Consider the following 26,367-nt stretch of genomic DNA (forward strand, 5'->3'; position numbering starts at 1 on the left):
TCAGTGAGAGGGATATGATAAGCCTAACATCTCAGGACAGTCACAAGAACTGCCTCTACTAATGACGGTAGGTTTCACCGATTAAGTTATTGGCAGCGCGGACGGGACGGAAAAGAGTTTGCCGTTTGGCAGGCATTCCGGCTAACAATTTCGGGTGCGGATCCCAATCGTGCCATTTGCTATTGACGGTATTGTAACAACTGAAAATAGCGAGTCGGTCATTTTCTTCGTTCGTCCACGTGTGGGTGCTATGGGTCAATGCCTCCGTGAAAAAGAGGAGGGACCCAGCAGGACACTCATACGTATCCCAAATTAGAGAATCCTGGCTTCGGATTGTGTCGGGTGCTGTGTAGACGGCTTTATGGCTCGCAGTAATAAACAGGGTGCCTCCCTGCCGATATTTGACAGGATTCAGTTCCCAGACGATGCGAGTTAACCCGCTATAGCCTCTGCCGGGGATACACCGATAGAGGTGCGAGTCGCCGGGGAAACGGAGCATCCCGTTTCCGTTGTGGGGTCCAAAGTTTCCATCGCCCACTGTCCGATAGAACAAACTACAGGATTCCATACGGAAGCCGTAGCATTCTTGGCTTGACAACGCTGGATGTGCGAGAAACTCGTTGAGAAAACCGACGACATTCGGATGGTCAGCAAGGCGTTGCATGGGACCACCGAGCGGAGAGCGTTCATGCTCTGGAATCGACTCCGGTTCGTGGCGAAGTTTATATCCGAACTCTTGCATCTCCGCGAGTTCATCACCTGACAGCACCCCCGGAACCAAAAGCCATCCGCGCATGTCAAAGAGGTATTTCTGTTCTTGTGTCGGTGCGACAACAGGTGTGCCATCGGAGGTTGTTTCCGTGAGTTGTGCGTTATCAATGTCGAGTGCCGTTCCGAGGTTTTTATCAACAATAAACGGTTTGGTGTGATCCGTAACTTGTGCCATTTTTTAAACTATTGCTCCTGGGCTGCCCTCCACTTCGTTTCGGGCAGGTTTTCGATGAAGTTGCGGTGTTTCCGAGGAATTGCAAGCGGCTTAAAGAAAGCGTAATTTACATCTCTGATCTCTACGATTATTCAGTAATCTTGTACTTCCTATGCGGCTTTGGCGCGTTTGAGAGCATCCTCAGAGACGTTAAGTGTCTTCGCGACATCTTCATCGGTGTGCGACATGGACATGAACCAGATATGTCCTTCGGGCAGATATAAACCACCATCCAAAGTCGCCTCGTAGAAGGTTTCCTTAAACCGTTGTTGGCTTTCGTCATCACTGTCGGTACTCAAGCCGAAGTAGGGCATGGGTCCGATGCCACCGATGCGGGCGTTCTCAATACCGAGACGTGCCGTCATCTCTCTGTAGCCATCCAGCAACTTCTGTCCTTGTTTCCACATAAAGGCGACACCGTCCTTCGCCTCGAGTTCCTCGATTGTGGCGATTGCGGCGGCGACGAGCGATACCTCGCCGTGGAAGGTTGCGGCTACCCAGACATCGCCAACTTCATTCATAATATCTTCTCTCCCGACGACGACAGCCGTGGCGAACCCATTCGCGAGTGCTTTTCCGAAAACGGACATATCGGGGGTGACCCCGAAGTACTCCTGAGCACCGCCCAAAGAATAGCGGAACCCAGTTTTGACCTCGTCAAAAATCATCAAAGCACCGTTTGCATTGACGAGTGCCTTTGCCTCTTCGAGATAACCGTCTTTCGGAAGGTCCTGTCCAGAAGGTTCCATAATCAGACACGCGATCTCGTCAGGGTGTGCTTTAAAGAGGTCAGCAAGACCTTCGAGATCGTTGAAATCGACGCTGAGTGTAGCGGCAGCAGCACTTGATAGATGTCCGCGGGCGTGGCTACACCAATCGTGCCAGCCGTGATAACCGGATCGAATGACCTTTTCTCTGCCGGTATATGCGCGAGCGAACTTAATCGCGCCGGTTGTTGCGTCCGATCCGCCAACAAAGTAAGCAACCCTATCCGCCGAAGGGATAATCTGAACCAACTTTTCAGCGAGTTCTACTTCAAGGGTATGTCCGAAATTATAAACATTCCCTCTTTCAACGAGATACTTTGTGACCGTATCAATCACAGTCGGATAGGCGTGCCCAAGGATCATAGGTCCAAATCCCATGAGGTAATCGATATAGTCGTTGCCATCGGCATCCCAGAAATGCGCGCCTTTCGCGCCTGCAATCATAACAGGGCTCGGTGGCTGGCTCTGTTTATGGGGTTGTCCACCGCCGACCAGCGCGGCTTTCGCTCGCTTTTGCCACGCGAGTGATTTTTCAAAACTTCGTCCCATCCTGAAACCTCCAACGTTGGTATATTGTGCGTTAAAATCCGCTCTAATATAATGTATTTTAACATAAAAATGAATTTTGAGAGGAGAATTTCTTGAAAATTGTGAAAATCTATGGAATAATAGTGCTCAACTTACAATTCTTGTAGATAGGGTCTCCACGGAGTCTCATAATAGAAAAAGGGGCGAAAAATGGCAGCACACCTCTTGACAGACGCGCAGATGCGACATTTCATCGTGAACGGTTATGTGACCGTCACCACCACATTATCTGCGCAATTCCACGATGCAATCTATGAAAAGACGGTAACGGTTTTTGACAAGGAAGGCAATCCGGGTAATAATATGATACCGCGGATACCAGAGATCCAGCAAATCCTTGACGATCCGAACGTGAGTGGTGCTCTGACAAGCCTACTTGGCGCTGACTACTACAAGCAGCCACACCGCCATCCGCACTACAATCCGCCGGGTAGCAGTGGGCAGGGGATGCACCAAGATGGCGGGAAACGCTGGTCTCACCATACCCGCAGGCTGTTGGTTTTCTATTACCCACAAGATACACCTATCGAACTCGGTCCAACGGGTGTGGTCCCGACGAGCCACTATTATAGCACACGTGAAGGCGCGGAAATCTCGCCGGAACAACCGATCGTTGGGAAAGCGGGAACGGTTGCTTTCGCAAACTACGACCTGTGGCACCGTGCCATGCCTAACAGCAGCGAGAAGAAACGTTATATGATGAAGTTCCTCTATGCCCGGATGTCAGAACCACAGGAACCGACTTGGGCAAACAAGGAAACAGAGTGGGCAAACGGCATACCTATGGGACGTGCCGAACATCAGGAGATGTTCCGACACCTTTGGGACTGGCATCGAGGAATAGAAGATAGCGACCTGCGCGGGACATCAAACGGTGAATCACTGTCGGGTTTAATCAGTTCTCTCAACAGCACATCGGAATCGACAGGATTGCAGGCGGCTTATGAAATGCCCCGATTCGGCGAGAAGGCAGTGCCTGCATTGGTTCGGTGCTTGCAAGATGAATCGGAGATGACGCGCCGAAATGCTTGTTATTCGCTCAATGCGGTCGGAACCCTTGCCGTTGATGCCTTGCAGGAGGCGTTGAAAGATTCTCGTGAACACGTGCGGGATAAAGCGGCGGAAGCACTCGGTGACTTGGGAAATAAGGCTAAATCCGCGGTGCCTGCGTTGGTGGAAACGTTAGCAGATGCTTCAGGTTCTGTGCGGTCGCATACGATAGAGGCGTTAGGAACAACGGGTCAATCGAGTTCACTTGCTGTTCCCAGTCTTGTGAAAGCGTTAGAGGATTCGCACGAAGGTGCCCGGCGAAACGCGGTATTTTCTTTGGCGAGGATTGGTCAGAACGCGACTGAGGCAGTTGAAGGCTTACAAAATATGCTGTTCGATGAAAACCGTTATGTCCGCGGTGATGCGGTCCACGCGCTGCATCGCATCGGCACACCAGAGGCGAAGGCAGTGCTCCTTCGTTACCTTGAGACGACCCGCTGGTGTCCGCTGACCTCAAAAGAGAGCACGTTTTAGGTGAAGAAGGTTGCTACATAGAACAGGCGAGGTTGGGAAACCTCGCCAGCGATAGGTGTAACATGGGATTCGAGAACGCGAGGCAACGCCTACGTAAAGAATTCCTCGTTATGCGGGCGGACATCGACTTCAAACGTCCACGCACTCCGCTCCTGCTGGACTAAAGCCCAATAGGTATCGGCAATGGCATCGGGTTCAAGGAGCGGTTCATTCTCTGATAGTTTATAGCGTTGTCGCACGCCGGGTGTATCAATAACACCGTCAACGATAACATGGGCGACATGGATGCCGTGAGGACCGACTTCGCGAGCGAGGGCAGATGCTAATCCTCGCGTGGCATACTTCGCACTGCTAAACGCCAACGCACCTGCCCTACCACGGATAGCAGAAGTCGCCCCTGTAAACAGAATGCTCCCGCCCCCCTTCTGAAGCATCCCCGGAACGACCTGTTTTGAACAGAGGAACCCACCGAGCGTGCAGACGCGCCACGCCCCTTCAAACGCTTCGGGTGTGAGGTCTGCGAAACTTCCCCACGCTGCGCTTGCGGCATGGTTCACTAAGATATCGGGATCACCGAGTTCCTCTCGAATGCGAGCGAAACTCTCTGATACCTGCTCAGCGTCAGCAATATCCGTGGGGATAGGAATGGCTGTGCGTCCGGATTTTCCCAATCTCGTGGATAGATTTTTAATGTAGGCGGATGAGCGAGAAAGGAGTGCTACATTACATCCTTCGTTTACAAATTTACGGGCGAGTGCAGCCCCTAAACCGGGCCCCACACCTGCGATGACTGCTATTTTTTCCATATTTTAATTTTTCCTTGCGGTTCGGTCAAGTGGATTCGTGCGTTAGGTGTTTCTTTGCGTATATCCGCCTGCGCCGATGTTGCAGGCTATCGGCTTGGATATAACGAAAACCTTACTTCAATTTTTCCTTGCGGTTCGGTCAAGTGGATTCGTGCGTTAGGTATTTCTTTGCGTATATCCGCCTGCGCCGATGTTGCAGGCTATGGACTTGGATATAACGAAGACCTTTTATCCAAGTTTCCTCCTACAGAAGATTATTCGTGTCTGAGAGCATCAATTGGATGAAGTTTCGCGGCTTTCCATGCGGGATAGGCACCAAAAAAGATCCCTACCAACGCGCTGACAACAAAAGACAATATTCCGTACACCGGCGAGACAACGGTCCGCCATCCCCAAAGCGAAGGCACTATTTCCGCACCGGCTATGCCGACCCCAATCCCAATAATCCCGCCAACGAGTGCCAACGACGTGGATTCAACAAGGAACTGAGCGAGGATATCAGAACGCTGTGCACCAACGGCTTTACGAAGCCCAATCTCTTTCGTCCGCTCGGTCACAGAGACGAGCATAATGTTCATAATACCGATGCCACCAACAAGCAATGATACCACGGCAATCCCTAAAATCATATTAGTGAAGGTTTGGCTCGACTCTTCCAAGGTCTCCATGAATTCTGCTTGGTTCCGAACGTGAAAGTCAAGTTCCTTATTTGGTGCGATTTTGTGTTGCCTCCGAAGCAGTTCCGTCACCTCAGTTTCTGCGGACTCAAGGAGTTTGTCATCATTCGCCTGTATACTGATGCTCGAGAGATAATCCTCCCCGAAAACGCGTTTCATAGCGGTCGAATATGGGATGAAAACTTGATCGTCCGGGTTTCGCCAACCACTCGCGCCCTTCTCCTTCATAACACCTAAGACGCGAAAACCCACATTCTTAATCTTAACGGTTTCGCCGACCGCTTCTGCCGTCTCAAAAAGATTGTCAACAACGGTTTTGCCGAGGACACATACACGTTCGCGGTATCGGATTTCACTGTCTGTAAAAAAGCGCCCCTTTTCAACGGTAAAATTCGCGGTAACAAGGTACTCCGGAGATGTCCCGACGATGGTTGTGTTTACATTTTTATTTCGATATTTCACCTGTGCGCGGCTGCTCACCTCAGGAGTGACATAGCCAAAATTCTGTCCGCGCTCTTGTAACGCCTCCATGTCTGCAACCGTGAGGCTTTTCCGGGCATCGGCAGAGCCGCGCCCTCGAGATCTACTTTGCCCTGGACGAACGGCGAGAATGTTCGCACCGAGTGTCTGAATTCGTTCGGTGATGTCGGCTTTTGCACCTTCTCCAATTGAGGTCGTGGTTATAATCGCGCCGACGCCGATGATAACTCCCAACATCGTCAACATAGATCGGAGTTTATTTGCCATTAGGGCACTTAATGCGTTTGTAAGACTTTCCAAGATACTCATAGCATTTCCTCCTTCGTACCTAACGTCCTCTACCGCCACCGCCAGTCATTCGGCGCATCGTTGAAGCGGGGTTCTGCATCATACGTCGCCGCCAATCTTCACCGCCGCCACCGCGCTCAAAGCCTCCGATTGCGACGACATCACCTTCAGCAAGCCCCGAGACGATTTCGATCTTGTCAAAACTGCTAACCCCTGCTACAATCGGCTGAGGACGACCGGGTTGACCGTCTTCCCCGACCATCCTGACCATTTTCCTGCCGCGCATATCAAGGACGGCTTCGGCTGGTAGGGTGAGAATATCAATTTTATTGACAGCTGAGATTTGGACGCTGGCGTTCATGCCGGGTTTGAGGAACGGTATTTTTGCATCTTCAGTCTCCACTGATTCGGGTTGCGTGGGTGCCTCTTCAGCAGGTGCTTCCGCAAAAAATCCGCCAAAAAGTCCGCCCCAATCGTCATCGCCAGCCTCTTCCGCGCTTGCAACAGGCTGCTCCTGTGTGGGCTGCGTGGGGGCTTCTGTTTCTTGGGAGGTTGGTCTTGACGTTCCACCGTCACCCCCACCTTCTGCCTGACGCTGTTGACGCATAGCCTGGAAACGTTCGCGCTGCTCTTGAGTCATATTCGCCATATCAGGACGTGCCCCACCACCCCATCTTCCGGCACCAGCCCTCATCCCTTGCCGTGTTGCTGAAGCTTCCACATTTTTCAATTCAGAGGTTACCTCAAAGGTTGTCACGTTCTGAATGGACACTCCTTGCGGCGCGATTTTCAAAACTTCCCCCTGGAACGGCGTATCGGGATAGGCTTCGACTGTGATGGTCACAGGTTGTCCTATCTCCACCTTACCGATGTCGGTTTCATCAACCTCTGTTACGACATAAACGGTGTCAAGATCTGCCATGGTGACGAGCGTCTGTCCTTCTTCTGAGGCGAGTGAAGAGAGGCGCGAAGTAATCACCTGTCCTTCTTCGACGAGTTTTTCGAGGATCGTTCCAGAGATGGGTGCCTTGATGATCGTATCATCGTATTCAATTTGACGGAGTTCCAGCTGCGTTTCACTGCGCGTGACCGATGAGCGTGCAGTCTCCAGATCACGTTGTTTACGCTCAATCTGTTTCTGGTTTGCCTGTGCGAGTTTCAAAGCCTCTTCAGCCTGTACAATCCGTTGCTGCTGAAGTTCAATATCCATGTCTCGTGTGGCTTCAGATTCTATTCTTTCTTCAGCGATTTCAAGGTTGAATTCCGCCTTTCTAATATCGGCTTGTCCCAATTCGAGTTCAGCTTCAGTCGCGGGTCTCTCAACCAGTTTCAGGTTTTCTTCAGCAGACCGATGCCGTGCCTGTGCCGATTTAAGTTGCGCCTGTGAAGATTCCAATGCCGCTTGTGAGATGAGTTCTTTTTCGTAAAGCGTGTTATTCCTTTTATGCTCCGCTGCTATTAACTCTAAATTTGCCTTTTCCTGCTCCAGGGAGGATTTCGCGCGCTGCCTATTTTCATCTCGAACCTCATCAGAGGTTAGTAACTTATACCGAATTTTGGAGATATTGAGACTATTTTCGGCATCCAACACACCGCGTCTATTCGCTATCTTCTCAATGCGAATCGCTTCCTCGATCTGGACGAGCCGTTGCCTCGCTTCAGCGAGAGACTCCTCCGACTGACGAATCTGGATTGCCGACTGCTCCTTCTGGAGTTCAAAGTCAATTTCTGCCTGTTGTAAACGCGCTTGCGCGGTTCTCAGATCTGCCTGCGCTTGCTCTAAACTAATTTGGACGTAAGTCGTTTCAATCACGGCGATGATCTCATCCTTCTCGACGTAATCACCGGCGTCAATCCTGAGTTCCAGAATCTTTCCGCTGGCTTTGGAACTGACCTTAACAATATTTAACGGCTTGATAGTGCCTGTCGCGTCAATTGTTACGGCAATGTCCCCGCGTTCAACCGCTGCAGTTTTTACTTCAGGCGTTTCAGCATTATTATTTCCATCTGAGTTTGTAAAGACGATGCGTCCGACGGCAACAGCGGCTACCACCAATACCACCGCCCCGACAATCGCAATAATTTTCCATTTTCCTAATCCTAACATGGAGACTTCCTCCTGACCTTAATCAGCGTGAAAAGGTATAATATGTCCTTCCGTGCCACTCTCGTTCGCTAAGAAGTGTTTAAGTTAGTCAAATCCACACGAGAAAGGTTCGGCTTTTTGGTGTATTTGACTTCTACAGTCGTGGCATATCAATGGCACTATCCCTGCGTTCATGCATATTTTTCTCCATCGCTTCAGGATAGCGATCCGGCAGATGCGAGACCTCATTGAGTTTTTGGAGTGCTTCGCCTTCAAGCCGCCATCCAGCTGCACCGAGGTTATCGCGCAAATGTCCTGTGTGCCTTGCCCCTACAATCACCGAAGTCATTGCCCGCTGTTCAAGCACCCACCGCAGTGCGACCTGTGCGGGACTACGTCCAAGCGTATCAGAAACGTCAAAGAGTGCCTGCAACGTTTCATCAGCGTTTTCTGCGAAATAGCGTTCTGGGTATGCCCACCCTTCAGCGGATCGCGTCCCGCCTTGCGTGCGTTCGCCCGGCTTGTATTTACCAGAGAGGAATCCACCCGCTAATGGGCTCCATACGACAACACCGAGTCCCTTGAGGTCACAAAGCGGCACGATCTCCTGCTCTATATCTCGGACAACGAGACTGTATTGCGGTTGATAGCATGCAAAGCGTGTCCAATTGTTTGTATCACTGAGCCATAACGCTTCCGACAATCGCCATGCTTGATAGTTACTACACGCCGTATATCGGACTTTCCCCTGCTGAACGAGATCGTCTAAGGCACGGAGCATCTCCTCTAACGGCGTTTGCGAATCAACGTGGTGTATATAGTAGATGTCTACGTAGTCCATCTGGAGACGTTTGAGACTATCGTCAATTGCCTGCATGATATGCACGCGAGACATCCCGGAATCGTTGGGACCGGTGCCCATCGGATTGAAAAACTTCGTCGCGATGACGGCATCGCGACGTCTGCCCTTGAGTGCTTTGCCGAGGAGGACTTCGGATTCGCCTTCGGCATAAGAGTTTGCGGTGTCAAAAAAATTGACACCGGCATCCAGGGCGAGATCCACCATGCGATTTGTTTCCGCCTCGTCAGCTCCATGACCAAAGGTCATCGTCCCTAAACAGATTTCGGACACCTTAATTCCGCTTTTTCCCAATCGTCTATATTCCACGTTTTTCCTCCGTCCAGTTAGATACTATCTTCTTGAAGAATCAGATACCTTTCACCGGAATCGTCCGTCCTTGATTCATGTTTCCAATCAACAAATCCTAAACTTTCATAGAGTCGCGCGGCGGCTTCATTTTTTCTCTCATGGCTCGTTGCGATCCGCTCGACTTCCGGATGTAATTTCAATCTTCGTATCACCTCAATCATAGCGGCTCTGCCATACCCTCGCCTCTGAAACTTTTCGTCTATCATCAGACGTAAGATGAAGCCGACCGTGTCAATAAGCTCATACATTACGAATCCTACCATAGATGGATTCGCTTGATAATGGGCATCTGCGTCGTAGATGCCGAAAGGATGATATGTTGTACTGACAGCCGCCTGGGCAAGGGATTGCACATTGGAAGCAATGAATCCTGTTTGATGATCAGCTACCTTTAGGGAAATACATTCGTCAAGATTCTCCGGCGTGATGGGTCTGAGGGATACCTTCGCCATTTAGCCCCCTTTTTTACGACTTTAGCTTTTACTAAACAGCAACGGTCTCGCCTTCTGAACGGAGTCCCGCTTCGTAGACTTTCATCACTTCCAGTGCGAACTCAAGCGATCCCTGTTTTGCTGGCTTGCCCTCCAGAATGCAGTCACAAAAATATCGCATCTCTTGATAGAAGCCTTGTATGAAAAGTCCTTTGTTTTCAAGGGTGCCGAGACTGTTTTGCGGCTCCCAGACGATAGCACCGCTGTCAAAGCCTTCAGGAACATAACTGGTGCTACCGCTGTAATTGAAGGACATGCCGCGTTGCAATAAAACCCGTGTGCTGTTCCGAATTTCGGCGTGGCATCCGTCACCAAAAAATTGATAAAGTTCAGAAGGTTGTCCATGTCTCGCACCATCAGCAAGATGAAAATTTCCGAGTGCCCCGCTTTCGTATTCCATGATACACACGCCACCGCCCCGTTGTCCTCGGCGGACAGTCACAGCTGAAACCTTTCCACCCACTGCCACGAACAGAGACAGCGGATGGCAACCGTTCTGGAGCCAATTCGTATGCTCTCTCTCACGCAACACACGCTTCCCATCTTCCGCAATCGTCATCGGATAGACTCCCAAAATGCTTCGCAAGGGACCGTACTCATCCGTCGCGAAGATCTCGATAATCTTCTGCGTGGCAGGCATGAACGCCTTTTTGAACCCGACAACGACGACACGATCCTTTCGATGCCGAATCATCTCTGAGACTTCGGCGGCAAACATTCCGGGCGGTTTTTCCATCCAGACATGCATACCGGCGTCTAACGCTTCACAGGCCAATTCAGGGTGCAAACGTGGCGGTGCACAGAGAAAGATTGCGTCCAATTCTTCGTTGCGGAACATTTCTGCCATGCTCGGATAGCATGCTTGAACGCCGTATTGTTCGGCTGTGATGCGGGCGCGGTCGATATCAAGGTCACACAATGCTTTAAGCCGAATCGGGAGAAACGTTAACGTCGGCAGAACATTGCGGTAGCCGTGTGAACCGACCCCGACGACAGCGACGTTCAGTCTTTTCTCAAATTCTCTCTGATAACTCATACTTTTAATTTACCTTGCGTTTTTTTAATTTTACCTTGCGGAGGAACAACGTGCGTTTCGGCTTTGAAGGACGTTCCTTATATCCGCCTGCGCCGTTGTTGCAGGCTACGGGTCTGGTAGAAAGTTGAAAGAGAATTCTCCTCACTTCCCAACTTGGAAACTCTCATCGCCGTTTGATGAATCCCTTGAATTCACTGAAAACCTGTGCGTCATGAAATGGAGCGCAGCAGAGAGACTCAGAAATTAAAAACTTTCGGTTAAGGCACAGGGGTTACGGAAGCACGTCGTCAAGGAAGGCATCCAAATCGTCTTTCATCTTACGCAGCTCTGCTTGGTCAATATACATCATGTGTCCTGCTTGATAGTAAGCCACCGTGATGTTACCTTGTAGAGCTTCATCAAGCCCCAAGTGGCTGAAGGTATACTCTGATGCGAGAAACGGTGTTGCTAAGTCGTAATAACCGTTCGCAACAAAGACTTTCAAGGCAGGATTCATGGTCATCGCGGCGCGGAGTGTATCGGCAACGTTGACGTATTCGTTCTGATGGCCGCTGTAGTCCCACGGATGGACACGTCGGCTCAAGATTTCATAGGGTAGGTCGGACGCAAATTCCAATTCATCTCGGACATAGGCGTTGAGAGCGGCAGTATACGCGCCTTGCACGACTGCGGAACTCGGATCGTATTCGTAAGTTTCGCCTGCGGAATCCCTATCAATGCCTTTATATCGGCTATCAAAACGTCCAATCGTGCGCCCTTCGTCCCGGAGCAATTCCTTGCAAAACCGCATAATGTTAATCCGTATGTCCGTCCGCTCAAGGTATTCCGGTGTAAGTCCAGTATACTTTGTGAGTTGTTGAACGATGTTCGCACGCTGATCTGCAGTTATGCTACTTCCCTGCATCAAAGCGACAGTGTAATCCTCCATCGCGAAGGCTCTCACCTCATCAATGAACGCATCAAATTCGCTATCAATATCATTTAATTTATCATGATAACGTGCAGTCGCCGCATAGGTGGGTAGATAGAGGATATACGGGAGATCGTTGCCGGGTGCGAATCGGATCGTCTGGAAGTTAAGCACGACCGAAACAAGCATGATAGCGTTGAGATAGGTGCCGTGCCGTCCTTGAAGATATCCCGCCAGTCCGCCAGCCCGCGTTGTTCCATAACTTTCGCCGATGAGGAGTTTGGGGGACCCCCAGCGTTTGTAGCGTCCCAAATAGAGGAGAATAAAATCGCCAACCGATTCAATATCGCGCTTGAAGCCGTGGAACTGTTTCGCCTCTTCACCCGGGACGGCTCTACTGAACCCAGTGCTAACGGGATCGATGAAAACGAGATCCGTTTTGTCTAAAATAGAACATTCATTATCGGCCAATTGATACGGTGGATGCGGCAATTCACCATCTTCATCGGGTTTGACACATCGCGGTCCCAGTACTCCTAAATGTAACCAGACGGATGAAGATCCGGGACCGCCGTTGAAGGAGAACGTTATGGGACGTTTAGATGTATCCTCTACATCGTCCCGTGTATAGGCAATAAAGAAAACGGAGGCTTTCGGCTTTTCGCCTTCCTTATCGATCTCCTCTTTCAGGACGAGCGTCCCCGCTGTGGCAGTGTAACGGATCTCTTCACCATTGATCGTAACACTGTGATGTGTAACCGAGAGTTTATCTTCAGGGATATCGGGGTTTTTCTGGTCATCCTTCGTTTCTTCAGATTCTTTTCTTTCTTCTTGGCTCATATTGCTGCCTCTCTGCTTTTTTGATTGGTAAGGATTGAGTATATTGCCTTATTGAACGCATTATAGCATATTTTGAAAAACAGGTATGATAAAAATCGTGGAGATGTAAATGAGCGAGGTTACATGAAGGTTAAGAATTTAATCGGGTAATTTTACCGATGCTCGGTGCGGTTAGGAATGCAGATCGCATGAATCAACGCCGAGTGCGCGTGTGGCACTCGGCGGGGCGAGAAAACAGCGTCGAGATTCGGAGATCCCTCCTACAAGATATAAACGCGACACCAAGTTGGGCAAAGAATTTGACATTAAGAAAAAATATGCTAAACTTTAGACAAAGGAGTAATACAATGAAGAAACCGATCCGCTTAGGACTGATTGGCTGTGGCGGCATCGTGCAAAACACGCATGCTCGTGCCTATCGTTCCGTTCCAGATACTGTCAAGGTTACTGCCCTCGCCGATATTGTTCCTGAAAATTTGCAAAAGATTGGTGACATGTTCAGCGTGCCTACAGGAAACCGATACACAGATTATCGAGAAATGCTGGAGCACGCAACAATTGACGTGGTGACGGTTGCCACACCGCACTCATTTCACGCCGAGCAGGTAATAGAAGCGGCAAATGCAGGTGTTGCGATCATCTCTGAAAAACCGATGGCGACGACGTTAGAAGAGGCGGATAGAATTCTGGAGGCGGTCCGTGGGAATCGCGTCCCTTACACAGTGGTGCATAACTATCTCTTTACTGCTGGGATGCGAGCGGCAATGACAGAACTGGTTGCTCTGGGAGAATCGCATTTCGGACGAAGCGTCGGCATGGGATTGAAGCCGACAGATTTCTCGGCTGATCATCCGACCGCTGCGTTCGCTTGGCGTGCGAGCAGAGCGAAAGGGGGTGGATGCATCATCGACACGAGTTATCACGAGATCTATGCGGTCTGTACGCTGATGCGATCGCCAGTGCGTTATGTTGAAGCACGGGTGAAAACGATGCAGCTTGACATTGATGTTGACGATATGGCGATGTTGTTGTGCGAACATGAAAATGGTGCTGTTACGACGGTTTCAGGAGCATGGTGCGTGCCCGGCACGGATTCCGGCTGGTGCGAGATGCATGCAGAAAACGGCTCACTGCGAGTCCAGCACCGCCAAAATGTGAAGGACGCACTTCGACGTTTCACAAGAGCAGAAGGCTGGAAGGAAATAAACCTCCCCACATTCAACGAGGCTGAGCAGAACGATGCCAGTGGTCATGTTCGATACTTCACAGAGACCTTCAACGCTCTTGCTGCGGACACAGCACTACCAGTGCCTGCGGAGAAAGCGTATCACAATCTCGCGATTATCGAAGCCGCACGGAAAGCGACAACGGAACGCCGCGCCATTGAAATACTGGTGCCGTAGAGGTATTTGGTCTTTTCAAAAAGGAGTAGAAATGAAAAGAGGTCTGCTACTTCACATTCTGATCGTCCTGATGTTCGGACTCAGTTTAAACGTCTCGATGCCCTGCTTCGCACAGCAGAACACAATAATTTTTGCCGCCAAAGCGGATGCAGAATTTGATGCCGAAGAGGATATAAATACAACATTTTGGCTTGCTGCTGGGGGGATTTTAGGAGTGGTGGGTAATCTTCCGCTTGGTGTTGTTGCTATGGGTGGGGCTTATGTCTACCAGCCTATTCCGTCTGCTGAGCGACTTCTCGGCAAACCCGCGGACTATGTGAGTATCTATACCGATGCCTATAAAGCGCGAGCGCGAAGGCTACAACTGGAGGCTGCTGGGAAAGGGGCACTCGGCGGGTCGGCGGCGTTCTGTTTATTAGGGATGGTGCTTAATATAAAGCCGTGGGCAGACTGGGTTTTCTGGTAGCACAGTGGGGCAGGCACAAGACCTGCCCCTACAGGTGTTGCAGGTATTATCCACGTAAGAGGTGTCGCAAGGCGTTTGCGATAATATCCTCTTCACCTGCATTGAGGGTGTAGGCATTAATCACAATGGTTTCTTTACCATGCGTGTTCACCTTGATACGGGGGGTACCAGCATCCAATTCGTGTGCAACCTGCGTAGCATCCTTTCCACTAATAGCAGTATCAAAGGTAACATGCAGATTTGACAGCGTATGACTTTTTTCTTGGTAGTGGACTTCACACGATACACCATCGAGATTCTCAAGCCCTTCTGCGAGGACAGCATATCTCCCATCCTGTTCCTTTGACCGCGACTCATGGTTCGTTGACAACCAGATGTCGATAGCAGTCACCAACCCGATAATCTCTTGCCGGTCCACTTTCATACCACGTCCAACGGGTCTCGGTCCAATGAAACCGTGTGTTCGTACTGTTTCAATGAGATCCTTTTTGCCACAAACGAACCCAGTAGAGTGAGGGGCATTGAAATACTTGCCACCGAAACAGACCAGGTCGGCGCATTGGGCATTCCGTCGAAAATAATCGAGCGGATAGATTTGGGCGGCTGCATCGGCGATCACCGGAAGATTGTGTGAGTGGGCGATCTCAATCGCATCTGCTAAGGACACCCCTTTTTTATGTTCGGCTTGAATCAGATATGCAACCGCTGCTGTGTTTTCCCCGATAGCGGCTTCTAACGCCCCAGTTGTGCAACGGTCATCATCGCCTACGTAAATAAGTTTACTCCCCGGAATCGTAAACGCTCGGTCATAGGTGTAGTGTTGCATTCTCTGAAAAACGATTTCGTCCTTGAGTCCAGTGGTATCTGGAAGTTGCGCGCATTTGTCAGGGTCGTTTCCGGTCATAACTGCTGCTGATGCCAAAACGAGAGCGGCATAGCATCCAGCAGTGACATACGCGTCTTCAACTCCCAACTGTTCAGCGATGAATTGTCCCGATTTTTCGAGCAATTCCTCCATTTCGACGTAACTTTCATCCGCTTGGCGCATTGCGTCTCGGACGGTTGCCGAAGGTGTGGATCCGCCTCGGACGGTCTGGTTGCCTGTCGCATTAATGACGGGTCGTGCGCCGAGTTTTTTGTAGATGTTTCCCCAACCTGTATTCGCCATGAGATAGCCTCCTTGCGTAGGGTCTCCATAACTCGAATGAGAAGCGTTAACGGTTTCGGATATAAATCTAAACTTACTCTAATAGGAAACGCAAGATTTGTCAATGAAGTTTCTTTCGTGTCGAGACTTAGAGGATCGTCAATTCGTCTTCTTCGCCACTCTCTTCGAGAACCGTCGCTAATTCCGCAGCGACGGACCCGAAAGCTTCGGATTGCGGGGATTCCGGATGCCCAGCGACAATCGGGACACCGATGTCACCCGCAGTGCAGACTTCAGCATCAAGTGGGATTTGCCCCAAGAACGCAACACTGAAGCGTTCACTGGTGTTTTTACCGCCATCCGCCCTAAAGATTTCTGTTTTCTCGTTGCAGTGCGGACAGAGGAAGTAACTCATGTTTTCAATGATACCGAGGATAGGGACACCGAGACGTTCAAACATGGCAACGCCGCGCCGGACATCGGCAAGGGCAACATCCTGTGGTGTCGTGACAATGAGCGCGCCCGTAAGCGGAAGTGCCTGCGTTAGAGAGAGCGCGACATCACCTGTGCCGGGTGGAAGGTCAATGATGAGATAATCGAGTTCACCCCAGTCTACATCGCTGAGAAGTTGGCGGATGGCACCGTGTAACATCGGTCCCCGCCAGATCATCGCCTGCTCTTCTGGCACCATAAACCCAATCGACATAAGTTTAATGTCGTGACGAACGAGCGGAATAATCTTACGTTCTGGACTGGTTTTCGGTTGTTCTTGGATACCCATCATTGTTGGGATACTGGGACCGTAGGCATCTGCATCCAGCAAGCCGACTGTGCTACCCGTAGTCGCCAAGGAAATCGCGAGATTGGTAGCGACAGTAGACTTTCCGACACCCCCTTTTCCGCTGGCGACCGCTATTTTATACTTGATATTCGGTAATGTGATGTTTTGTTGCTGGGGTTGTTGTTGCTGGGGAGATGCGGGTTGTCTGGGTTGCCGTCCAGAAATCTGTGAACCTGTAATTACCTGCAGATCGGGATGTGCTTTCGTTGCAGAACTTGAGGGTGAGTCTGGCTTTTTTTTCTCGCCTTTTTTTAGAAATCTCATTCGATTCTCCTATAGACTTGTTTATTGGATATTCAGAAGGTGTTGGGGCGATGTGAAGAATAGCGTAACATCAACACTGCTTTATATGACGCTATAACTCAAAATAGTTTAACATTTTTTCCGATAATTTTGTATAATACGTATACAAAAAAGTGCTTGATCCGACCAAGTTTCCATATTTATAGTAAAGTTAAGAATCACTTAGATACTCCAAAGCGGCATTGAAAACTGCCTACACATTTTTAGGTTTTACTATAATTCGGAAAATAGAGAATTATCACTCTCATGAATCGTTATGAATCTCGCGCACCGCTCTATTGTAAAGGAGTTTTTTATGAACATTCTGATGTTACGCCATTCCGCCGGCTTTGAGCACACTTATTTACCCGATGCGGAAGTCGCATTGAAGGAGATTGGTGCAGCAAACGGTTGGAACGTCACCACAACACACCGATGCGACCGAATCACCGCTGAAAACCTCGAAAACCAAGATATTCTCGCATTCGCAACGACAGGGAACCTCCCGTTTGATGATGCTCAAAAAGATGCACTGTTGAGCTTCGTGCGGAACGGCAAAGCATTCTTTGGCATCCACAACGCAACAGATACCTGCTACGACTGGCCCGAATACGGAGAGATGCTCGGCGGCTATTTCGCGGGACACCCGTGGCATCAAGAAGTAAACGTGATCGTGGAAGACGGGAACCATCCAGCAACGCGTATGCTCGGCAGTAGTTTCAAAGTCGTTGACGAAATCTACACGTTCAAAGATTGGGATCGTTCTAAAACACGGGTCCTGATGCGTTTGGACAATAATTCTATTGATGTCTCCCGCGGTAACCGTGAGGATCACGATTACGCACTCGGTTGGTGCCATACTTACGGCAAAGGGCGCGTGATGTATACGGCACTCGGACACCCCGATGCGCTTTGGCGTGAAGAATGGTTCCACGAACACATCATAGGATGTCTTAAATGGGCGGGCGGGTTAGAAGATTAGTCAGCCGTCAGCGGTCAGCAATCAGCGATCAGAGTATTAGACATCAACCATTAACGCGTAGGTTGAGTTGAACGAAATTGATACCCAAATACACCTCAACCATAATATAAGTATGCCATCAAGGACACAGTGAAATCCAACTTTATACTGTGAGATTCCCGCTGCTTTGACACGAAATATGTTGGGTTTCACTGCGTATCTCTGTCCTAAGGTTTTATAGGTCCGGCACTGGTGGTTTTGATAGGTTATTCTTCAATACTACCGGTTCAACCCAACCTACGATGAAATTTTTATCTTAAGTGGGTCAACTCGATATAACACCAGTGGCTCGTAGAAGCGTTTCCTGCACCAACAACTCATGTGATACGGGACGGTCAGGGGGCTGTGTTCCTGCGATGGTCGCTAAAAACGCGTCAAGCTCGAGTTCATAGGTGCGCTGACGGCTTTCGCCATCTATCTCAACAACCTGTTCGCCCTGCGAATACCCTCCCTTTGCTTCCTCTAAGCAGAGTCGAACCTTCAATCCGGGTTCAAACGGTTCAACGATGATAGCACTCCCCTTGGTACCGTATACCTCAAATCGACGTGCAACGGGTCTCGGTTCCAACGCGGAAATCGAGATAAATGCTACCGCTTTCTCAAATTCATAGACAGTTAGGGTATTATCTTTGAAAGGTTCGACTGAATCGGCATCGTTTCGGAGGAAAGAGGTTACCTTTTCCGGTCGTCCGAGGAGCCAAAGCACTTGATCGAGTACATGTCCACCCAAATCAAAAAAGATACCACCGATGTGTTGGCTAATGCGCGTGCGCGCTTCGTGAGAAATATTGGTTGACATGTGGGCGCGAACCGAAAAGACATCCCCTAAGAATCCAGATTTCGCCCACTCCGCAACCTGTTTAAAGGCGGAGTGATACCGCAGCATATATCCCATCTGTACGTGTAGGGACTCTTCCTGGGCGGTATCAATGACGCGTTGCCACTGCTCCCAGTTCTCACCAGCGGGTTTGTCGTACCAAACGTGTTTGCCAGCATTCACAATCTGCTCCGTTTGATCCAAACTTTCGGCGTTGTTCCCTTCAGAAGCGACCGCTACGATCGTATCGTCGTCCAACATCTCTGCAGCATCCGCAAACCAGTGAACATCCGCAAACGTCCCCCCGTTCGCTTGAAGTTTTCCGCGTTGTTGCGCGTCGGGTTCAAATACACCTGCGACTTCAACGTCAGGATTGATGAGCATTGCCTGCAATTTTCCGCGTGCGTGCCCGTGTTTGGTTCCGTATTGTGCCATCCGTATTTTCGCCATAGTTCCTCTCCAAAATCCGAAATTTGCAACGTAGTGCTATCTGGCTATTATACGAACACGAAATCGAATGTCAAGGAATATTTATGGAATGGCAATCAGCGGTCAGCAGTCGGCAGTCAGCGGTCAGCAATCAGCGGTCAGCAATCGGCAGGATAACCTATAGGTCAGGGGCATTTATTTATTTTTACACGATTTATTCTGGCTTACAAAGCTCTATCACACTCTATTTGACCAAAGCGTTAATTCATGTCAACGAAAATTAAAACAGGAATGGAAAACTGAATGACTCTGCATTTGTGTTAGGCATTGGTTGATTTTTCTTACTCAGTATGTTTCAATATTGTTTGTTAGACGTAGAGTTTTCTATTACCACGCCATTATTTTATGCGAAACGTCTCCGACCGGTGGTATTGATTTCAATAATCTGACGGGTTACGTCAATGAACCCCGATTCTGGAGCATGGAATTAGTGCAGCGTTTTTGAATGATAGCAAAATTTGACAAAAAAGCACACCCCTCTTAGAATAGAGAAAAAATGAAAGTAGGACAGAGAATGAAAATTGCAATATGCAACGAAATGTTTGAAGATTGGAAAATCGAAGATGTTTTTACCTATACCGCTGAACTCGGCTACGAGGCGGTTGAGATTGCTCCGTTTACTTTAGCAGATTCGGTTTTAGATATCAGTGAGACCGAACGGACACGTATCCGTAAGGCAGCAGAAAACGCGAAGATAGAGATTGCTGGGCTTCATTGGCTACTCGTCTCACCTCCGGGACTGTATATTAACCACCCAGACGCAAATATTCGGGAAGAAACACGGGACTATTTCCTGGCGTTGATTAATTTATGTGCCGACTTAGATGGCAAAGTCATGGTAATCGGTTCACCGCAACAACGAAATGTGATGGACCCGCTCTCGTTTGAAGAGGCTTGGGAATACGCACGGTCAACGTTTTCAGAGGGTGCCGAACTGGCAGGCGAAAGAGACGTGATGCTCTGTATGGAACCCTTGTCGAGTGACCAGACGAACTTCATCACGAATCCCGACACAGCGGTCGAGATGGTGAAGGATGTCAATCACCCAAATTTCCAGATGATTTTGGATGTGTGCAGCACGGCGAAAGAAGGGCTGGATATGCCAACACAGATCCGTAACCACGCGCCATACGTCGCACATTTCCATTCTAACGACGACAACGGCTATCTACCCGGTTCTGGCAACGTAGATTACCCACCGATCATTGAAGCTTTAAAAGAAGTTAATTACGATGGCTACGTTTCAACAGAGGTTTTCGACTTCAACCCGGATCCGCAGACAATCGCGAAACGGAGCATCGAGTTTGTGAAGTCGCTGCTGTAGGAGAGAACGATGAACAAGACTATCCATGACTGCTATGAGGCGTATACCACCCTCAGAAACGAAATGGGACGATGGCTGAAACAGAGCATGCTGCTCGATCCACCAGGTCCGAACGATGGCGGTGAGGACGAGGCGAACTATGCACTCGCATGGTTTCCGCACTATTTAATCACAGGTGATGCGACCGTTCTACAACACTTTGATACACTGAAGGCGGCTCTGCACGGTTGGGTGAAACGTGATTGCCTGCACGGATACGAACCGAAGGCGGAGGCACATCATGGACCGGAACCGTTTCTCCTTTTCCTGCCGCGTTACATTGGTCTGGTGCCGGAGGATACGGAAGCGACCTCTCTCTTGACGGATGCGGCAGAACACATCGGGAATTGGGTACCAGAGATCCCGCCTTGGTATGACTATGAGCGCGACACGTTCATCGGGTACAACATCGGCAGCCGAGATGTGACGAACGATGAAAAGGACGCGTATGAAATGGCGGAACATTTTCGATTCATTCATATCGCGATTGCGGCGTATCGTGTGACGGGTGAAGAACGCTACCTGACGTGGGCACTACGATATGGAAGGAAACGCGCCGAGCGGCTTGCTGCGGCACCAGATCCGATGCCGATGCTTTGGACGCTTGACGGAGAGGGGCTGGATGAAGCTGCGGTCAATGAGAAGAATCTACAGCGTCTCGTCGCAAGCACGCACCACATCCTTGGTGACCCGCTTGCCGGTATTGAGGTATTGTTGGCTTCTGGTGCCATCTACGCATTGGGTGACCTCTATCTGCTCTCAGGAGAAGAAATTTTCAAAACAGCGGCAAAACGGATTGTAGAACCGTTAGTGACATCGTTGAGCGATCCGTTTAACGACCCAGCGGCGGCGGCACTCAGCTACTACCGTTGGACCTTTGGGGATACTGGATTCGACGAGGAGATCCGTACCGAATTAGCGGAACTTCCTGATGAATCACCAGAACTACTGGCGTTGATTTTCCCGCAAGAGACACGTCGTCGGGAACCGGGTGTTGGCAAACGGGCGGATATGGCGTATTGGGGAGAATGGTCGGACGATGGATCCGTGCAACCGATTCAGGAACCGTCAACCGCCACGCTAACGCTTGCCTATCAAGTAACAGGCGAGATTGCTTACGCCATGCGGGCATTGCGAAGTGCTGCGACGCGTTTAAATATTGCGAGACGTGTGCTACGCGGCGGAAGGGAACACGCTGATATGGGAGGCGCGGTGTGCTCAGTTGCGGCTGGACATGGACGGAATTGGGGACAAGGCGCGGTCACAGCGTGCTATGGTCCTCTGCTTCTCGGCACGCGTGAAGTTCAGAGTGAAGTCACACAACTCCTGGAGGTTCGACAGGGGAACAGACAAAACCATCCGCCGATGCTTCTCTCTTTGGTGCGACCTATTCTCGGAACAGAAAAGAACACAGAGATAGTGTTCTACAATGGCGGGGATACACCGCTGACATTTTCATGGCGATTGCAAAGCGACGAAGCGACTGCGTGGGAAACAACGACACTTGCTGCTGGCGAAATGAAACGGGATTCGGTCTAATCTCGTGAAGTTCTTAATTCCGAAAATTCTGAGCAATAAGCGTCAAATCGAGAATATTAACAAGGTCATCGCCATTTACATCGGCATTCGGATCCGCCTGCCCAAAACGAGAAGCGACAAAGACGAGGTCCAAGATATTCACAATGCTATCGTCATTCACGTCGTAAGGCATCTCGGTCGCGAGCAGATTTGAACGGACCAATTCAAAGACAATATCCTGATCTGTTTCAAATTTAACAGGTCCGAAATTTGGTGCGAGCCACTGATAGGAGGTTGAACGACTCGTACCTAAGGCAACAGTAGTTCTCGTGCGCACTCGAATCTTTAAACAGTTTTCAAATGTTCCCGCCGGTGTGACAACATCCTCAACAGCGACAACCTCATTCACACTGGAGACCGAAGCAGCACCGACTATATTGACCTCCGTTTTCCCTTGTGTTTCCCATATTTCACCGAGTTGAAGCATCGGGGGGAAAAATATGGTCGGTGGTGAAAATTCCACACGCGCCACTCCGAAGGTGTCCCCAAGTTCGGCGACAATTCTGTGGAGTTTCATACCTGCTTCGTCCACCTGAAAGAGGAAAGTGCTCGTTCTGACGGTGCTCGTGCCTAATACCTCTGTTGTGATCTCAAGGATACGGACCTGTTCACCGTTGACAGGTTCATCAACCGCTTGAATTGTGTAAGTGGTACGTTCCGCACCGTCTTCGCTCTCCAATACCCACGTATTCCCAATATCAGCAGGGTAATAATTCTGAGCATCGGTTATGCTGGTGAAAGCACAGAGTAGGATAATAAGTAGGACGACATTTCTGACCATTTGATTCCCCTTTGTCAAAGTTGATGCGGTTACAATGATTATACCACTTAAAATAGCGAAGTGTCAAAAAAAACGCCCTGATGAAAACACCAAGGCGTTTGAGTGAATAATGTTCGCTGTGTCCTCTACTTGAGGATAACCATCCGTCGGGTCGCAGTGAAATCTGATGTCTGCAGCGTATAGAAGTAGATACCACTCGCGACACGTTCACCTACAGCGTTCTTACCATCCCAATACGCAGCACCCGACGGCGACATATATGAACCTGTCGGCTGCCAACCCAAATCCAACGAACGAACCAAATGACCCGATATATTATAAATATCGATCTTCACTTCTGTCGCTTTGTTCAACTGATATGGAATCCATGTTTCTGGATTGAACGGGTTCGGGAAGTTCTGCGCCAACAACGTGTCTTGCGGTTGCACATCGCCAACATTGAGTTGAAGACTCAGGAACGCATTGCGAATATCACTTGTCGTCACTGTCCGTTGGAACGGACCTGAGACGATTCTACCACGGTCATCATAAAGCGCGACTTCGAGTTTATCTCCGGCTTCAACGACGCTCTTACGGTTCAGGTCTGCCCAGACAGCAGAGGAACGTCTCGCTGCGTTTGTGACGTTCTCCGTGGCGACGAGGGTATATGCCGTGCCAGTTTCCATGCCGTGAATGTCGGAGGTAACGATGAACGCCCATGCGCTTTTATAGGTTGCGAGTGAAGGTGCAGCGGGGGCAGCCTCTTCAGCGGCGGGTTCCTCAGCAACTTCTTCTTCAGCTTCTTCTTCAGCTTCTTCTTCAGCGGCGGGTTCCTCAGCAACTTCTTCTTCGGCAACTTCTTCTTCAGCGGCAACCTCTTCTTCAGCGGCAACCTCTTCTTCGGCAACTGCGTCATCAGCAGGAACTTCCTCAACGGGGGCATCTTCAACAACAGGTTCCTCAGCAACAGGTTCCTCTGGCATCGGTTCCGGTTTAGCCTGCTCAGGTTGGTTGTCCCATGCCTCACCTGTGAACTTCACCATACCCCCAGTAGGTGTATTGACGATATAACCTTTGTCCCCTGTAACGTCAAAGCCATCACCTTCATCCGCAACCGTGTAGCCGATAAAACGCTGCATCGTCGCGTCGAGTTGAATAACAGCTGTTGCGTCCAGCATTTCTGCCAACGATTTTGCCGAGTAGGGTTCTGCTGGCATCAACGGGATCGAAATCATGTTCAAACCCGGTTCAAGGGTCATATCAAAACCAGGACCTTCTACGACTGGTTCTGGCATCGGTTCTTCTGGGGCTGGTTCTTCAGGAGTTTCAGCAGGTACATCCTCAGTAGAGAGTGTCTCTTCAACGACTGGAACTTCCTCAGCAGGTGGCACTTCCTCAGTAGCTGGAGTTTCTTCAACGGCTGGAGTTTCTTCAGTGATTGTAGGCTCTTCAGCAGGTGCGTCCTCAACAACGGGTGCCTCAACAAGATTGTAGCTTTCCAAGTCAAAAACAATTTCGTTTGTATCCTGGAATTTGACGGGACCAACATCGGGTGCAAGCCATAGGAACTCATTCTCACGGACAACTGTAAGTGCCGTGACGGCTCTTCGATTCGTCTCTACCTTAACACAATCTTTGAATACGCCGAGCGGGGTTTCAACATCCTCGATTGCAACAACCTCTAAAGAGCTGGTAGTGGTCGCTGCTCCGACCAGTTGCAGGACGGTTTCCGTCACAATCTCCCACGTATGTCCTAATGGTAGCGCGGCGGGGAAATTAGTAACCGGTGGATCAAAAGTCGCCTCGGCGATGCCAAATGCGCCTCGGTCAAAGGCAACTTGATGTAGTATAATCTCTCCATCTCCAGCAACAGTTACCCAGGACTTGTCAAACGCAACTACGTCTGTTCCGACTGTCTCCTTGGTGATATTAAAGAAGATAAATTCTTCACTGTCAACAGTTTCGGGTCCCTCAAAGGTATAGGTGCGTCGCTCTGCCCCGTCGGCACTCACAAAAACCCACGTATTGCCGACCATCGACGGAAAATAATTTTGTGCCATCGCTACAGGTGCGAAACTACAGACAAGGCTTAACACCAAGAGCGGTGCCAGCCAAAACATAAATTTGGGAGTTTTCATAATTTAAATCTCCTTTTTTTAAAAAACACAAATTAAGTAATGCTCACAAAAAAGGTTAAATCATTCCTGTGAAGTGCTTGTAAGGAAGGGAGTAAGCACACATAATTTATCAAGATGCGAGCCAGTCGGATTAGAGTGCTCATGCCATCCGTCTGGTGCGAGGTCATCGTGTTCTGAGACGTATCGATACCCAAACCACATTCCAATCGCCATCACCAGAGCAACAATGATAACAACAACTAATGCCACTTTCCAACTTACCATGCAGATTTTTTCCAAATTTTGTGAATAATAATGCTCAAATATTACCAGATTCCTTAAAGGTTTTCAACAAAAAACATCGTATTAGGACACGCATTGTAGAATTCTTAAGGTCAATTGCTGAAATTTTGTGCGATAAGCACCAAATCCAGAATGTTAACAATGCCATCGCCCGTGACATCTGCGTTAGCATCATTCCGACCGAAACGAGAAGCCACGAAAGTGAGATCCAAGATATTCACAACTCCGTCCCCTGTCACGTCATAAGGCACCGGTTCTGGCGTAGTATCCTCCTGAGAAGGCTGTTCAGGCATAGTCTCTTCCTCAGGAGAGGGTTCCGGTGTAACATCTTCCTCTGTCGTCTCAGGTTCTGTAGGCACAGTTAGCAGGTTGGAGCTTATCAAACCAAATATTAAGCCATCGTTGTTCTCGAATTGGACGGGACCTATATCAGGAGCGAACCATTGGTGGGTACTTGAGTCAAGATTTAAGGATCCACCAGCCGTGAAATTCACATTTAAATTCACATTTAACTGGACCTTGGCACAGTTCTCGAACGTTCCAGCGGGTGTGACGATCTCCTCAAATCCGACGACTTCAAAATCAGTGACACTTTTCCCAGATATGGCGAGTCCGATCTCCAGTTCCACATCCGCATCCGCTGCTATCTGCCATTTATCACCCAGTTTCAAGTGTAAAGGGAAAAAAGTAACAGGTGTTGGAAAATCCGCAGTCACCATAGCACGCGGTTCGACCAATTCAAAGATAGTTTTATGGAGTTCTATGGCATCGGCCCCGACAGTCAAAAAATACATGTCAGTGTCACTGTCTCCAGTGCTGAGTTCCTCGGTCCTAATTTTCAGGAGGATACGCTCTTTACCGTCAATAATTTCGGGTCCCTCAAGCGTATAGGTGCTCTGCTCCTCACCATCGACACTGTCAAAAACCCACGTATTCCCGATGTCTGCGGGATAATAATTCTGTGCTGCCGCCGTAAACACAAAAGAACAAGCGAGACTCAAGACCAGGACTGGTTTGAGCCACTGTAGAAATTCGGTCTTTTTCATACTTTAATACTCCTTATGCCGATTGCCGCAAGTAAATAGGAATAAC

The 26,367-nt window shown here is 49.6% G+C and carries 22 protein-coding genes; 6 read left to right on the forward strand and 16 right to left on the reverse strand.

Annotation, left to right across the window (positions count from 1 at the left end):
• Positions 1–58 precede the first annotated feature (58 nt).
• Positions 59–946 (reverse strand): phytanoyl-CoA dioxygenase family protein, encoded by an 888-nt coding sequence (locus J4G07_03355; GenBank protein ID MCE2413020.1) that lies wholly within the window; start codon positions 944–946, stop codon positions 59–61.
• Between the two features lie 149 nt (positions 947–1,095).
• Positions 1,096–2,301, reverse strand: coding sequence for an aminotransferase class III-fold pyridoxal phosphate-dependent enzyme (locus J4G07_03360; protein ID MCE2413021.1), 1,206 nt, complete (start codon positions 2,299–2,301; stop codon positions 1,096–1,098).
• Positions 2,302–2,490: 189 nt separating this feature from the next.
• Between J4G07_03360 and J4G07_03365 the strand changes: the two genes are divergently transcribed.
• A complete protein-coding gene (locus J4G07_03365; GenBank protein ID MCE2413022.1) occupies positions 2,491–3,864 on the forward strand; it encodes a HEAT repeat domain-containing protein in 1,374 nt (457 codons plus the stop codon).
• A gap of 89 nt (positions 3,865–3,953) precedes the next feature.
• Here J4G07_03365 and J4G07_03370 read toward each other — a convergent pair whose 3' ends face one another.
• The 7 genes from J4G07_03370 to J4G07_03400 all read right to left on the reverse strand — a co-directional run bounded on the left by J4G07_03370 (position 3,954) and on the right by J4G07_03400 (position 12,688).
• On the reverse strand, positions 3,954–4,670 hold the full coding sequence (locus tag J4G07_03370; protein ID MCE2413023.1) for an SDR family NAD(P)-dependent oxidoreductase: 717 nt from the start codon (positions 4,668–4,670) through the stop codon (positions 3,954–3,956).
• Positions 4,671–4,924: 254 nt separating this feature from the next.
• Positions 4,925–6,136 (reverse strand): ABC transporter permease, encoded by a 1,212-nt coding sequence (locus J4G07_03375; GenBank protein MCE2413024.1) that lies wholly within the window; start codon positions 6,134–6,136, stop codon positions 4,925–4,927.
• A 19-nt stretch (positions 6,137–6,155) separates the two neighbouring features.
• Entirely contained in the window at positions 6,156–8,222 is a 2,067-nt protein-coding gene (locus J4G07_03380; GenBank protein MCE2413025.1) for an efflux RND transporter periplasmic adaptor subunit, read from the reverse strand.
• A gap of 133 nt (positions 8,223–8,355) precedes the next feature.
• Entirely contained in the window at positions 8,356–9,369 is a 1,014-nt protein-coding gene (locus J4G07_03385) for an aldo/keto reductase (GenBank protein MCE2413026.1), read from the reverse strand.
• Between the two features lie 17 nt (positions 9,370–9,386).
• Complete coding sequence (locus tag J4G07_03390) at positions 9,387–9,863, reverse strand: GNAT family N-acetyltransferase (protein MCE2413027.1); 477 nt, start codon at positions 9,861–9,863, stop codon at positions 9,387–9,389.
• A gap of 31 nt (positions 9,864–9,894) precedes the next feature.
• A complete protein-coding gene (locus tag J4G07_03395) occupies positions 9,895–10,938 on the reverse strand; it encodes a Gfo/Idh/MocA family oxidoreductase (GenBank protein MCE2413028.1) in 1,044 nt (347 codons plus the stop codon).
• A 271-nt stretch (positions 10,939–11,209) separates the two neighbouring features.
• Positions 11,210–12,688 carry a peptidase S10 gene (locus tag J4G07_03400; GenBank protein ID MCE2413029.1) on the reverse strand — a complete coding sequence of 493 codons (1,479 nt, stop codon included), beginning with the start codon at positions 12,686–12,688 and terminating at the stop codon, positions 11,210–11,212.
• Positions 12,689–13,035: 347 nt separating this feature from the next.
• Between J4G07_03400 and J4G07_03405 the strand changes: the two genes are divergently transcribed.
• Both J4G07_03405 and J4G07_03410 read left to right on the forward strand, forming a co-directional pair.
• A complete protein-coding gene (locus tag J4G07_03405; GenBank protein ID MCE2413030.1) occupies positions 13,036–14,091 on the forward strand; it encodes a Gfo/Idh/MocA family oxidoreductase in 1,056 nt (351 codons plus the stop codon).
• A 31-nt stretch (positions 14,092–14,122) separates the two neighbouring features.
• Positions 14,123–14,557: a hypothetical protein gene (locus J4G07_03410; GenBank protein ID MCE2413031.1), complete on the forward strand. Its 435-nt coding sequence runs from the start codon at positions 14,123–14,125 to the stop codon at positions 14,555–14,557.
• 46 nt (positions 14,558–14,603) lie between these two features.
• On the opposite strand, the gene J4G07_03415 is transcribed toward J4G07_03410, so the two are convergent.
• Positions 14,604–15,725, reverse strand: coding sequence for an aminotransferase class V-fold PLP-dependent enzyme (locus tag J4G07_03415; GenBank protein MCE2413032.1), 1,122 nt, complete (start codon positions 15,723–15,725; stop codon positions 14,604–14,606).
• 127 nt (positions 15,726–15,852) lie between these two features.
• Positions 15,853–16,809 (reverse strand): Mrp/NBP35 family ATP-binding protein, encoded by a 957-nt coding sequence (locus tag J4G07_03420; protein ID MCE2413033.1) that lies wholly within the window; start codon positions 16,807–16,809, stop codon positions 15,853–15,855.
• A 334-nt stretch (positions 16,810–17,143) separates the two neighbouring features.
• Here J4G07_03420 and J4G07_03425 point away from each other — a divergent pair, with 334 nt between their 5' ends.
• Positions 17,144–17,809, forward strand: coding sequence for a ThuA domain-containing protein (locus J4G07_03425; GenBank protein MCE2413034.1), 666 nt, complete (start codon positions 17,144–17,146; stop codon positions 17,807–17,809).
• 304 nt (positions 17,810–18,113) lie between these two features.
• On the opposite strand, the gene J4G07_03430 is transcribed toward J4G07_03425, so the two are convergent.
• A complete protein-coding gene (locus J4G07_03430; protein ID MCE2413035.1) occupies positions 18,114–19,115 on the reverse strand; it encodes a Gfo/Idh/MocA family oxidoreductase in 1,002 nt (333 codons plus the stop codon).
• Between the two features lie 553 nt (positions 19,116–19,668).
• On the opposite strand from J4G07_03430, the gene J4G07_03435 reads away from it, so the two are divergent.
• Both J4G07_03435 and J4G07_03440 read left to right on the forward strand, forming a co-directional pair.
• On the forward strand, positions 19,669–20,478 hold the full coding sequence (locus tag J4G07_03435) for a sugar phosphate isomerase/epimerase (GenBank protein ID MCE2413036.1): 810 nt from the start codon (positions 19,669–19,671) through the stop codon (positions 20,476–20,478).
• Positions 20,479–20,487: 9 nt separating this feature from the next.
• Positions 20,488–22,056, forward strand: coding sequence for a hypothetical protein (locus J4G07_03440; GenBank protein MCE2413037.1), 1,569 nt, complete (start codon positions 20,488–20,490; stop codon positions 22,054–22,056).
• Between the two features lie 13 nt (positions 22,057–22,069).
• Here the strand turns inward: J4G07_03440 and J4G07_03445 are convergent, their stop codons facing one another.
• The 4 genes from J4G07_03445 to J4G07_03460 all read right to left on the reverse strand — a co-directional run bounded on the left by J4G07_03445 (position 22,070) and on the right by J4G07_03460 (position 26,321).
• Entirely contained in the window at positions 22,070–22,876 is an 807-nt protein-coding gene (locus tag J4G07_03445; GenBank protein ID MCE2413038.1) for a hypothetical protein, read from the reverse strand.
• A 125-nt stretch (positions 22,877–23,001) separates the two neighbouring features.
• On the reverse strand, positions 23,002–24,993 hold the full coding sequence (locus J4G07_03450; protein ID MCE2413039.1) for a T9SS type A sorting domain-containing protein: 1,992 nt from the start codon (positions 24,991–24,993) through the stop codon (positions 23,002–23,004).
• A gap of 60 nt (positions 24,994–25,053) precedes the next feature.
• Positions 25,054–25,257, reverse strand: coding sequence for a hypothetical protein (locus tag J4G07_03455; GenBank protein MCE2413040.1), 204 nt, complete (start codon positions 25,255–25,257; stop codon positions 25,054–25,056).
• A 110-nt stretch (positions 25,258–25,367) separates the two neighbouring features.
• Positions 25,368–26,321 (reverse strand): hypothetical protein, encoded by a 954-nt coding sequence (locus tag J4G07_03460; GenBank protein MCE2413041.1) that lies wholly within the window; start codon positions 26,319–26,321, stop codon positions 25,368–25,370.
• Positions 26,322–26,367 lie beyond the last annotated feature (46 nt).

The sequence above is a fragment of the Candidatus Poribacteria bacterium genome (genome assembly GCA_021295715.1).
Taxonomy (GTDB): Bacteria; Poribacteria; WGA-4E; order WGA-4E; family WGA-3G; genus WGA-3G.